Raw genomic sequence first — 12,518 nt, 5'->3', positions numbered from 1 at the left:
TTTAAAATCAGGGCAAAGTCGCTTACAGAAATAGCGCTTGCAAAAAGAGAGTGACGTGAGCTGATAGGTTGTGATCAGCTTTTTTGCCATGCGAATCAGAAGTATTAAGTCATCGTAACAAATTCTTCGCCACTGGTAGGGTGAATAGCCACGCATGCATCAAAGTCAGCTTTCGTTGCGCCCATCTTAATTGCAACAGCAAAACCTTGCAGAATTTCGTCCATGCCATGACCAATACCGTGTAGGCCAACTACTTTTTCATCTTTACCTGCACACACCAACTTCATTTTTGTCATCTGACGATGGCGAGTCACTGCAGTATACATAGACGCAAAGCTTGAGCTATATACTTTAATATTGTCCTCACCATACTGCTCAATGGCCTCAGGTTCTGTTAAACCAATCGTACCGATAGGCGGGTGGCTAAAGACAACCGTAGGAATGAGCGAGTAATCCATGTGTGCATCTTTTTGGCCGTTAAACAGACGTTCACTGAGCAGACGACCTGCTTTAATCGCCACCGGAGTAAGCTCGGCTTCACCGGTAATATCACCTACTGCGTAAACGTTTTTCGCTGTGGTATTTTGATATTTATCCACTTTTACTGTTCCGTCATCACTAAGCTCAACGTCAGTGTTTTCAATATCAATATTGTCGGTAGATGGCTTACGGCCAATGGCCCAGATGAGGCAATCGGCCTTTATCACTTCGCCATTGGTTAAATGCACTGAAAGCTCACCATCGTCAGCTTTTTCTACTTTTTCCACGCTGGCATGGTCATGTAATTTGCAGCCTTCAGCGTGGATCATATCTACCAAGGTTTCATGAATAATGGGGTCGAAATTTCTCAGTGGTGCGTGTTTGCGAACGACCAGGTGTGATTCAGTACCCAGCGCATGAAGGACACCCGCTAACTCAACACCTATGTAACCTGCACCCACAACGACGGCGCGCTTTGGCTGCTCTTTGAGAGCAAAGAAACCATCGGAATCAATACCGTACTCAGCACCTTCGATATCTGGAATGATTGGGCGCCCGCCAACGGCAATAGTGATATGGTCAGCGGTATACTTTTCCCCGTTTACCTCTACCGTATTGTTATCGATAAACTTGGCAAAACCGCGAATTAGCGTCACGTCATTTACAGTGAGTACACGGTCGTAAGATGCGTGGATACGCTCAATGTAGGCTTGGCGACTAGCAATAAGACTGTCCCAACTAAAGTGATTTACCGATAAGTCAAAACCGTATTCTGGCGCATAACGGTGAATGGCTTCTGCAATTTGGGCCCCGTACCACATGGCTTTTTTTGGAACGCAACCAACATTTACGCAGGTTCCGCCGATGTCTTTTGCTTCAATGATGGCGGCTTTTTTGCCGTGTTTAGCCGCGCGATTGGCAGAGGCAATACCGCCACTACCACCACCAATGCAAATATAGTCAAAATGTGTCATACAAAAAGCCTTTTTTGTGGGTTAGACGAGTACAAACCTCTAAAAATTCTCTACGCCTTGATGAGGTTCGCTCGCGAAGCAACGTCGACGCCAGTGCGTATCATATAGAATAGTATTCTAGAGACCGGAACTTGCTTCAAGGAATTTCAGATAAATAATCAATGGGGATGAGTTTAACTGGATAAAAGACAAAACGAGATAAACTTTATGTAAGTTACCATCTCGCTTTGCCCGATAGCCTTTTATTCACTTTAGCTATTTATAGGTGCAGAAAGGTTTTCTGGTTCAATTTGAATACTAAACGCTTTACCGCGTTCTTCTTCAAAGTGAATCAGTTTTTGTATCGTTGCATCGCTAAGTACGTGACCTTCAGGAAGTATTAGTATATGGCTATCGTTATATAAGTTTTGCGCCAAAATCATTCCAGACTTTAACTGTGACGCTTTTAACGAGGTGGACAGCAATTTAGACGTCGTTACGTCTTCCGCCTCTAAAAGAAGGTCAAGAAACTCACCATCATAGCGGGTATTTCGGTGCTTTTTCATTTCTAACTTTGCGTCACGGGGGCTCATCTCAATACCGCTCATGCGGCCAGTCACATGGCGCCAATAGTCGCGCGCTATAGCGAGTATACGCGCTCCGGCGGGGATCTCTTTGGCGACTTTATTGTAAAGTCCTGAACCATTATAGTGTTCAAATTGAAACTCAATGATATCTGAAACTTGGTTAAGTTCGTGGGCAGGCGCTAAGATCAGCGCAGCTTGCTTGGTTTGCGACAGGTAATTTTGTTGCTGCTGATACTTAAGTTTTGAAAATGGCGCTTTAAAGTCTTCCGTTTCTAACCCTAAAAGCCCTAATTCACATATCAAGCCCGCGTAACGGACATTCTTTATTTCATCTTTTTCAAAACGAGCGATGCGCGCAATTTTTGAGGCAAGTTCGCTTACTTCAATAGCGAACTTGCCATCAATGTTCGGATTAATACTAATTACATTAAAAAGCACCTGTTCCATCGCAATATTGTGTTTTTCAATCTTGTTAAGGGCGGCCTTTATTTGACGCGTGCGTTTTTGAACAACTTGTTCTAGGGATGCATTAACATCCTTTAACTTTTTATTCTGTAGTCGAGTCAGTTTCTGAAGGCGTAAATTTTCTGTTTTTAATTTTACCCTTTCTAGCCCTTCTTCAACGACCGCGATTAGCTCTTGATTATCCCATGGCTTTTGCAAATAGCGATGGATCTTGCCTTGGTTTACTGCCTTGATAGTTGACTCTATGTCTGCGTAGCCGGTGAGTACAACACGAAACGTTTCAGGGTAATTAATGGCTACTTGCTCTAATAGCTCAGCCCCGGACATCTGTGGCATCTTCATGTCAGAAATAACCACGTGAACTTCGGTTTGACTCATTAGCTCCAAGGCTTTTGCACCGCTGTCAGCAAGAAGCAATGTAATATCCATGGTAAATAGCGCGCGTTTTATCGCACGGAGTATGTTGGGCTCGTCGTCAACAAATAGTACCGTGTAGGTTGTTGCTTTTACGTTAGGCTCTGTCATAAATAATAATCCTTTTGCACGACACTATAATTGTTGTTTAAAGCAAAGCATAAAATCACTGATAACTCGCCCATTATTCGTGTTCTCCCTCACTATTGTTGTTTGACTCACCTGAGTCAATAGGAAGCATAAGAGTAAACGTACTGCTTTCACCTTCAATGCTAGTTGCACAAAGCGACCCCCCATGCTCCTGTGCAATGCCAAAGGAAATAGAGAGACCTAGCCCTGTACCTTGACCTTCAGGTTTGGTGGTAAAGAATGGGTTAAAAAGTTTATCTAGATGGCTAGCTGGAATACCGCACCCTGTATCTTCTACGCGAAGTTCAACGAAGTTGTTCACCGTACAAGTAGTGATGACAATTCTTCCATTTTTACCCGTTGCCTCAATTGCTTGTCCCGCATTGATTAATAGATTCGTAATCACCTGTGAAATTTTGCCCACGTTCATTGTTACATCTGGCACTCTGCCCAAATGGGTTTCTACTGTGCAAATATATTTAAGTTGATTGTTAACCATGGCTAACGTGGTACGAACACAGTCGTTGATATTATGCTGTTGCATTTGGTCGCTATCAACGCGCGAAAACAATTTAAGTCCTTTAACAATTTCAGCAACCCGATGAAGCCCTTCCTGCGAGTCAGCCAATAGTTCTGATATGTCTTCATTAATAAACGTCATATCCTGATTGGCTAGCATTTTTTCAAGCTCGCTAAGCGCAGTGTTTCTGGTTTTTTCATCCTTTGCTTCAAGCGCTGCGTTTATCTGTGAAAAAATCATTTGATACGTAGCAACATACTCGCTCAACGTGGCTATGTTGCTACCAACAAAGCCAACAGGGTTGTTTATTTCGTGCGCCACGCCAGCTGCCAACTGACCCACTGAAGCCATTTTTTCCGCTTGTAGCAACTGAACTTGGGTCTCTTTTAAGTCTTTATTTGCTTCCTGTAATTGGAAGTTTTTCTGGTTTAAAAGAGAGGTTCTATCTTGGACTTTCTCTTCAAGTAACGTGTTAAGTTCTTTCAACTCGTCTTGCGCACGTTGTTTTTGCTCATTTTCTTCTTTTAAGCGCTCAACCAATTGGTTAAATGCCTCTGCCAATTCACTTAATTCGTCTTTACCACGAACAGGTACAAACACTTCTTTGTAGTCATTGCTTTTGACCGCATCGCCTAAGTGTTTCGCACCCTCGTGTAATTGACGAAGCTGCAACATTAGGAATGAGCCAAGTAAGTATGAACAGAGCCCAACTAAGATAAATTCAAGTAGCGCTAGCGTAACAGTCCAGTTCTTAACTCGCGACACTGACTCAGTAACTGAAGCTATGTTCAACCCAATTTCTACATATCCGTAAAGCGTGTTGCCTACCATGATTGGAGCACGAGTATCATAAATACCATCGCCAGCTTCTGACACTGAATTATCGGCAATAAAATCACGGCTTAATGCTTCTTGATTGCCTTTTTCTACAAATATATTGCCATCCTTATCTTTAACTTTTACATAGGCGATATTGGGGTTAGTCAGTATTTCTGAGACATCGGCATCAAGCGATGCTAAGTCATAACTTAAAAATGCGTTCTTGGTTGTCGAAACAAAGAGTGACACTGTGGTGTCGGCAGATTTTTTTACATTGTTATCGACGAGATCGTTTAACAGTTGAAACACAGTAACGAGTAGTACTAGAAGCAATAAGGCTGCTATCGATGCTACCCCTGCTATAGTTTTTGTGCGTAATGAAAACTTCATGCTCAGTCTACTCATAGGTGAGGCCTAGATAACGATGCAATCCCGAGTGCCCTTACATCATCCCAGTCCTTGTCGTCAGACGCGGTAAAACCACTTAAGCCAATATTCTTCAAAAGCAATGATTTACTTGTGTCGTTAGATACTGCTATTAACGCATTAAGAATAGCTTGTCTGTCGGCTTCTGCCATATTTGGGTGGGTCACAATAGGGTGGGGTGTGTAACCCTCGCTTGTCCAGAGAACTCGCAAATCCTTTCTTACATTCTCTGGCAACGTATTAAGAGTGCGCATAATACCACCCCCGGCACTGAAAAAGTTACGTTGTACAGCAAGATAAACGGAGTCATGTGAATTAACATACCGTGGGATAAACGGGATATCGTTGTTGCGAAGGTGCGCGCTTGTAATAATAGTCGCAGCAAACGCTGCGGGCGCAGGGAATGCGATCTCAGCGCCTGCTAGATCATCGATTTCTTTGATCGGGCTGTCTTTGCGTACGACAATTAAGCCACGTATTTTCTTGTCTTTCTGATGGACTAGCGAGCGATAACCCGGTGATTCATTGAAGACCACAAAATGATAGGGGTTGATGTAAGCTAAATCATATTTGCCTTGTGCTAAATCAGACTCGAACGTAGGGATGTCTTTAGCCGTCTTAAACTCAATATCAAGGCCGGTGAAATTACTAATGTAATCAATTAACGGCTGCCATTTCTCCGCCATTTTTTTCGCCGACTGTTGCGGCACCACACCGATGGTTATAGGGTCTGCACTCAAAGAAAAACTGCTCAGCAAAAAGCAAACAGTCACAAATACACATCGTAGATATAGACCCATACTTATTCCCTGTAGGTGATATTACATTGACATAAACTGTTCTAATACAACAGTTAAATCGTGGTTAGAAAACGGCTTTTGAAGCGTTGCATCTGCTCCGATATCAAGTGCACGCTCTAAACTCGAATCATCAAGTGCTGAAATAACTACTATCTTTAGATCTCTAAATTTCGACTGCTCTCTTGTGAACTCGATGACGCTGTAACCATCCATTCCAGGCATACTCAAATCAAGCGTCATAACTTTGGGTTCGTACTGACTTAGCATTATGCCCGCCTGAAACCCACCCGTTGCAATGTGAGAGTCAAAACCTGCACGTCTGGCAACGCGCTGAATAGATTTAGCAACTGGCATCTCGTCGTCAACAATAAGGATTGAAGATGATGCTACACCTTTCAAGGCATCTGGTATGGGCATCTCATGACGCTCTAAAAACTCTACAAAGTCTTCAACTAATACGCGATTATTGCCGCGTCCGGGAAGCTTAAAACCCTTGAGCTTGCCGCTTTCTATCCACCGGATAACGGTACGGAGATTCACATCGCAGTAGGACGCTATCTCACCTGACGTCAACGTTTTCATATCATGGCCTTGTTGTTTTATTAATCAAAATTATAGTATGAGAAGTAGGGTGAGACAAAGTAGACAAAAGGATGATATGTGACAATTGCGACAGAGTCTTGGTTTGCTCGCATAGTGCAAATTGAGTATCACGAACGCCTGATCCTAACACTAACAATAGAAGTAGAACCGAAGTAGATCAATTAGAGGCTCAACAATGGCTTGCTTTTACCCCGTGAAGCCCCATCATTATTTTATCAAAGCGTAAAGAGTGAAAAGATTATGACAACCCCTGCAATTGAGATGGTCGACGGCCTACCTATTTTTTCTGCTATTGAACCTGAATCAATCAAGCCTGCAATCGAAAAAGCAATTGAAGCATGTAAAAGTGAGATAGAAGAAGTTGTAGCATCGAAAGATTATTCTTATGAGAATCTCGTGCTGCGATTAGAAGAAGTAGACGACCGTTTAAGCAAAATGTTCTCACCCGTGTCGCATATGAACAGTGTGGTGAGTAGCGACGCGCTTCGCGAAGCTCACGATGCCTGCTTGCCCTTGTTATCTGAATATGGCACCTGGGTTGGTCAACATGAGGGGCTGTACAATGCTTACTCTGAGCTCAAAGCATCGGAGGAATTCGACATACTGAGCGAAGAGCAGCAGAAAGTGATTGAGAATGCTGTTCGTGATTTCACGCTGTCTGGTGTCGCGCTTCCCGAAGACCAAAAGAAGCGCTTTGCCGATATTCAGGCAAAGCTCAGTGAGCTATCGTCGACATTTTCTAATAATGTGATGGACGCTACTATGGGGTGGACTAAGCACGTTACAGATGAAGCCGAACTTGCCGGTATGCCAGAATCAGCTGTAGAAGCCGCAGCGCAAGCGGCGCATCAAAAAGATTTGCAGGGATGGTTGTTTACATTAGATATTCCTTCTTATCTGCCAGTTATGCTTTATGCGGATAATCGAGACCTGCGCGAAGAAATGTATCGCGCTTATTCTACCAAAGCGTCAGAGCAGGGCCCGAATGCAGGCAAATGGGATAACACTGATATCATTAAAGAAACCCTGATGCTTCGCACCGAACTTGCTGAGCTACTTGGTTTTAGTAGCTACGCAGAACGTTCCCTTGCGACAAAAATGGCTGACTCTACTGACCAGGTTATCGGTTTCTTGCGCGATTTGGCTGCAAAATCTAAACCTCAAGCCGAACGTGAGCTAGAAGACGTAAGAACGTACGCTAGTGAGAAACATGGAGTGACAGACTTAGCTGCTTGGGACTTACCTTACTACAGCGAAAAACTGAAGCAGGAAAAATACACCATTTCTGATGAAATGTTGCGCCCTTACTTTCCTGAAGACAAAGTATTATCAGGTTTGTTTGAAGTGGTGCATCGCCTTTACGGCCTCAAAATCATTGAGCAGCCTGGTATTGATACTTGGCATAAAGACGTTCGCTACTTCACCATTACAGACGATGCCGATGTAATGCGCGGTAGTTTTTATCTAGACTTATATGCGCGGGCGAAAAAGCGCGGCGGCGCTTGGATGGACGAGTGTCGCGTTCGCCGTGAAAAGGTAGATGGTGAACTACAGCTTCCAGTTGCGTACCTTACTTGTAACTTCAATGCACCAGTGGGAGATAAGCCAGCGCTTTTCACTCACGATGAAGTGGTGACCTTGTTCCATGAATTTGGCCACGGTATCCATCACATGCTCACTAAAATGCGTGTCGCGGGTGTTTCTGGTATCAATGGCGTTCCATGGGATGCGGTAGAATTACCTAGCCAGTTTTTGGAAAACTGGTGCTGGGAAGAGGATGCTCTCAACTTTATCTCAGGGCATTACGAAACCGGTGAGCCGTTACCGGCTGATTTATTAGAGCGGATGCTGGCGGCAAGAGACTATCAATCTGCAATGCAGATGGTGCGACAGCTTGAATTTAGTTTATTTGATTTCCTATTACACAGCGAAAAAGGCAGTGAAGTAAACGTTCAAGCCACTCTAGACAAAGTTCGTGAAGAAGTAGCGGTTGTTATCCCGCCTTCATTTAACCGCTTCCAGAATAGTTTTGGGCATATCTTCGCGGGTGGTTACGCTGCGGGTTACTACAGCTACAAATGGGCTGAGGTACTCTCTGCAGACGCTTACAGCAAGTTTGAGGAAGACGGTATTTTTAACCGCGAAACAGGCAAAGCGTTCTTAGAAAATATACTAGAAATGGGCGGTAGTAAGCCTCCGATGGATTTGTTTGTAGCCTTTAGAGGACGTGAACCTAAGGTCGATGCACTTCTTCGCCACAGCGGTATAAAGGGCTAAGCGGCTATGGCTGAGTCTTTTCAAACTATTTACCGCCGAGCGTGCGAGCGCAAAGGCGGCGAGAGGGTGCTTGAAGCAATGCTTCGAGCGCCTCTTACTAAGGCAAACGTTGAAAAAATCTCAGATGATCGTTTTTTGGCAGCTATGACCAAGCAAGTCTTCAAGTCTGGATTTGTGTGGCGTGTAATCGAACAAAAGTGGCCTGACTTCGAAACTGTATTTTTTGGTTTTGACGTGGATAAAGTGTTGTTGATGCCTGATGAAATGTTAGAGCAAAAAGCATCTGACAAACGCATTGTAAGAAACTATAAAAAAGTCACAACCGTTCGCGATAATGCCATGATGATTAAAGATGTCGCCCTCGAATACGGCAGTTTTGGGAAGTTTGTCGCGAGCTTCGAAAAAGATAACATCACAAGCTTGTGGGAGTTTATGAAAAAGCGCGGCGCGCGGCTTGGTGGAAATACCGGCCCCTATATGCTTCGGGCGTTGGGTATTGATACTTTTTTATTTTCTCGCGATGTCGAGGATTACCTGAGAAAGCACGATATTGTTAACGGCGGTTTAACATCAAAAAAATCATTATCCTCAGCGAACGCAGCCTTCGCGCAATGGCATCGTGAAAGCGGGCGTTCTCTTCAAGAAATAAGCGCTATCGTGGCGTTCAGTTGGGGAACCAACAATAGGCCAGTCTAGAGAAAAAGGGGCGCATTAAGCTTAATGCGCAACTCGGGCATAAAGCTTTTGCTTGGCAACACAATCCTATACACTTCAGCATTAAGAAAAATATTCAAACTACAGGACTGTCATGAGCGACAATCAAACTCCCGCTACGCAAGTAGACACTGCAACCGAGCAAACAACGCACTTCGGTTTTAAACAGGTCGATAAAGGCCAAAAAGCGTCTTTAGTTGCTAATGTTTTTGATTCAGTAGCGGCGAAGTACGACGTCATGAACGACCTTATGTCGATGGGTGTTCACCGTTTGTGGAAACGCTTCACTATTGATTGTAGCGGTGTGCGTGCGGGCAATAAGGTATTGGACATTGCAGGTGGCACTGGCGACCTTACGGCAAAATTCTCTCGCCTGGTAGGTCCAACGGGGCGAGTTACCCTTGCCGATATTAACTTGTCTATGTTGAAAGTAGGGCGCGATAAATTGCGCGACCGCGGCTTGGTTAGCAATATTGATTACGTTCAGGCAGATGCTGAGGCACTGCCGTTTCCAGATAATCACTTCGACGTTGTAACAATGGCATTTGGCTTGCGCAACGTTACAGAAAAGCAAAACGCGCTTAATTCAATTTATCGTGTACTTAAGCCCGGCGGTCGGTTGTTAGTTCTTGAGTTTTCAAAGCCAACTACTGAGCAGTTGAGCAAACTTTATGACATGTATTCATTCCATATTCTGCCAAAGATGGGACAGCTCGTTGCTAACGATGCCGAAAGTTATCAGTACTTGGCGGAAAGTATCCGTATGCACCCTGATCAAGAGACATTAAAAGGTATGTTCGAGGAAGCTGGTTTCGAGCAATGTGATTACCAAAACCTCACAGGCGGGATTGTTGCGCTGCATAGAGGGTATAAGTTTTAATGCCTACATCTGCGCTAGTGGCCGCTGCTGCTGAATCGGTAATCAATAAGATCTTGTCTTTGGATGAAGATAGTGAGACGAGGTTGAAGCCTCTTCGAGGTGCAAGACTTACCGCATTTGTATCGCCGCTTCCCTACGGTATAACGCTGTCATTTTCTGACCGTATCGATGTGCTCACTGAGCAGGGAACCTTCGAGGAAGCCGTGGCGTCTATAGGGCCAAAAGATTGTTGTATTAAAACGTCACTTCAAACACTACCCGAACTCAAAGAAACCAGTCAGCTTACTCGACTTATCCAGCAAAAAGCGTTGGTACTAGAGGGGGAGCTAAATGTAGCTCAACAAGTAAGCGCGCTTTTTCAACAGCTTGATATTGATGTTGAAGAGATACTGGCACAGAAAACCAATGACGTGGTTGCTCATCAAACTGTGAAAACAGTAAACGCAGTGCATGAAAAAACAATGAAAGCACTGGCTTCCATGGGGCAGGTGCTAGGCAACGCCATGGTAGAGGAAAAGCAGCTAGCTGCTCACAAGCTTGCGGTTATGCATTTCAGTGATGAAGTGAACGAGCTTCGTGATAGAGCAGAAAATGCAGATGCGCGGCTACGCCAGTTAGAAGCAAAGATAAAGCAAGACTAATAGAAACAGGCTCATAGATGCGTATTGTTAGGTTTTACCGAATTAACAAGGTACTGTTGGAACACGGTTTAGACGAGTTGATTCCAGCGAAGTGGTTACCCTGGTACGCGCGAGCAATGCGCCATACTATTTTTTGGGTGAGAAATAAGCATAAAGGAAAATCTGCCGGAGAGCGTATCACTCTTGCTCTTCAAAACCTTGGCCCAGTATTTATAAAGTTCGGTCAAATGATGTCTACCCGCCGTGACCTGCTTCCTCCGGCCATTGCAAATGAACTGGCACGTTTACAAGACAAAGTGCCGCCGTTTTCATCAGATGCGGCACAAGAGATTATTAAGCAGGCATTGGGGCTTTCTGATTTAAGCGACTTATTTAGCGAGTTTGAAACAAAACCGTTAGCGTCCGCCTCTATCGCTCAAGTTCATGCGGCTAAGCTCAAGCACAACAACGAAGACGTTGTGGTTAAAGTACTACGACCAGATATACGCGATACCATAGTAGCCGACATGGAGCTATTGTTTAGCCTAGCTAATGTATTGCAGCGCTGGCTCCCCGACGGTAAACGGTTACGCCCGGTAGAAGTGGTTGTGGAATACCGCAAAACGATAGTTGATGAACTCGATTTGCTGCGAGAATCAGCAAATGGTATTCAGCTAGGGCGCAATTTCGAAGGTTCTGATGCGCTGTATGTGCCGAAAATTTACAGCGACTATTGCCGCAGTAACGTGCTTGTAATGGAACGTATTTACGGCCTGCCTATTTCAAATATCGACGCCCTGCTCACACAAAATACCAACATGAAAAAATTGGCAGAGCGAGGTGTAGAAGTATTCTTTACCCAAGTTTTTCGCGACAGTTTTTTCCATGCTGACATGCACCCGGGCAACATATTCGTATCTACGGAACACCCTGAAAACCCAAAATATATTGCTATTGATTTTGGCATTGTGGGAACCCTTAATCGCGAAGATAAACGTTACCTAGCTGAAAACTTTATAGCGTTCTTCAATCGCGACTACCGCAAAGTCGCGCAGCTTCATGCTGATTCAGGCTGGGTGCCGCAAGATACCAACATCGATGAGTTTGAAATGGCCATTCGCACAGTGTGCGAGCCTATCTTTCAAAAGCCCCTTGCTGAAATTTCTTTCGGCAACGTACTGTTACAGCTATTTAATACAGCGCGTCGTTTCAATATGGTTGTGCAACCCCAGCTTGTGCTGCTGCAAAAAACCTTGCTCTATATCGAAGGGTTGGGTCGACAGCTTTATCCTCAGCTCGATTTATGGAAAACAGCGAAACCGTTCCTCGAAAACTGGATGAAAGAGCAAATTGGCTTCACAGCGATGATGGGTAAAGTAAAAGATAACTTGCCGTTTTGGTCAGAAAAACTGCCTGAAATGCCTGATCTGCTTTATGACAGTTTGCAGCAGATGAAGCGCCTGCCTTTACAGCAACAAAGAGCGCATTTGGCACTGCTTCAAGAGCAGAAAAAGACAACTCAGACCACTCATTTAAGTGTGGTGGGTGCCACCTTTGTGCTCACATCCGTTATTCTACCTACTTACGGTTTATCATGGTATTTCCCTGCATTTACTGGCCTGATAGGCGCAGTTTGCTGGTTCTTAGCTTGGCGTAAAGGGCTCTAGTTATTGTTACGTTGGGGTGAAATATTTATGAAATCCGTTGTTTAGTGATTAATTTGTATAGTAATCGTCCCGAAGAGTGTTATAGTGTTCTTGGCTCTTAGCCAATGTCTTTAAATAGACGCGATTTTGTATTATTTGCTATATGTTAAAACCGCTCGAGTTAC

At 44.3% G+C, this 12,518-nt stretch carries 10 protein-coding genes; 5 read left to right on the top strand and 5 right to left on the bottom strand.

Features of this window, described 5'->3' with window-relative positions:
• Nucleotides 1-104: 104 nt before the first annotated feature.
• The 5 genes from gorA to ACM0P2_RS17625 form a co-directional block, all read right to left on the bottom strand.
• Nucleotides 105-1,454, bottom strand: a complete 1,350-nt coding sequence (gorA, locus tag ACM0P2_RS17645) for a glutathione-disulfide reductase (protein ID WP_419226924.1) — start codon at nucleotides 1,452-1,454, stop codon at nucleotides 105-107.
• 251 nt (nucleotides 1,455-1,705) lie between these two features.
• Nucleotides 1,706-3,010: a response regulator gene (locus tag ACM0P2_RS17640; protein ID WP_419226923.1), complete on the bottom strand. Its 1,305-nt coding sequence runs from the start codon at nucleotides 3,008-3,010 to the stop codon at nucleotides 1,706-1,708.
• Between the two features lie 73 nt (nucleotides 3,011-3,083).
• Nucleotides 3,084-4,757, bottom strand: a complete 1,674-nt coding sequence (locus ACM0P2_RS17635) for an ATP-binding protein (protein ID WP_159119314.1) — start codon at nucleotides 4,755-4,757, stop codon at nucleotides 3,084-3,086.
• A gap of 11 nt (nucleotides 4,758-4,768) precedes the next feature.
• Complete coding sequence (locus ACM0P2_RS17630) at nucleotides 4,769-5,593, bottom strand: phosphate/phosphite/phosphonate ABC transporter substrate-binding protein (protein WP_419226922.1); 825 nt, start codon at nucleotides 5,591-5,593, stop codon at nucleotides 4,769-4,771.
• A 21-nt stretch (nucleotides 5,594-5,614) separates the two neighbouring features.
• Entirely contained in the window at nucleotides 5,615-6,175 is a 561-nt protein-coding gene (locus ACM0P2_RS17625) for a response regulator (RefSeq protein ID WP_159119288.1), read from the bottom strand.
• Between the two features lie 261 nt (nucleotides 6,176-6,436).
• Between ACM0P2_RS17625 and prlC the strand changes: the two genes are divergently transcribed.
• The 5 genes from prlC (at nucleotide 6,437) to ubiB (ending at nucleotide 12,354) form a co-directional block, all read left to right on the top strand.
• Nucleotides 6,437-8,473 (top strand): oligopeptidase A, encoded by a 2,037-nt coding sequence (gene prlC, locus ACM0P2_RS17620; protein WP_419226921.1) that lies wholly within the window; start codon nucleotides 6,437-6,439, stop codon nucleotides 8,471-8,473.
• Nucleotides 8,474-8,479: 6 nt separating this feature from the next.
• On the top strand, nucleotides 8,480-9,169 hold the full coding sequence (locus ACM0P2_RS17615) for a DNA-3-methyladenine glycosylase I (RefSeq protein ID WP_159119286.1): 690 nt from the start codon (nucleotides 8,480-8,482) through the stop codon (nucleotides 9,167-9,169).
• A gap of 112 nt (nucleotides 9,170-9,281) precedes the next feature.
• Nucleotides 9,282-10,067, top strand: a complete 786-nt coding sequence (ubiE, locus tag ACM0P2_RS17610) for a bifunctional demethylmenaquinone methyltransferase/2-methoxy-6-polyprenyl-1,4-benzoquinol methylase UbiE (RefSeq protein ID WP_334049805.1) — start codon at nucleotides 9,282-9,284, stop codon at nucleotides 10,065-10,067.
• Nucleotides 10,067-10,708, top strand: a complete 642-nt coding sequence (locus ACM0P2_RS17605; protein WP_159119284.1) for a ubiquinone biosynthesis accessory factor UbiJ — start codon at nucleotides 10,067-10,069, stop codon at nucleotides 10,706-10,708. Before ubiE ends, ACM0P2_RS17605 begins: the two co-directional genes overlap by 1 nt.
• A 17-nt stretch (nucleotides 10,709-10,725) precedes the next feature.
• Nucleotides 10,726-12,354, top strand: coding sequence for a ubiquinone biosynthesis regulatory protein kinase UbiB (ubiB, locus tag ACM0P2_RS17600; protein ID WP_173360643.1), 1,629 nt, complete (start codon nucleotides 10,726-10,728; stop codon nucleotides 12,352-12,354).
• Nucleotides 12,355-12,518 lie beyond the last annotated feature (164 nt).

The sequence above is a fragment of the Alteromonas sp. OM2203 genome (assembly GCF_048517045.1).
Lineage (GTDB): Bacteria > Pseudomonadota > Gammaproteobacteria > Enterobacterales > Alteromonadaceae > Alteromonas > Alteromonas gracilis.
The sequence above is the reverse complement of the archived record's forward strand: the minus strand, read 5'-3'. Positions and strand labels throughout refer to the sequence as shown.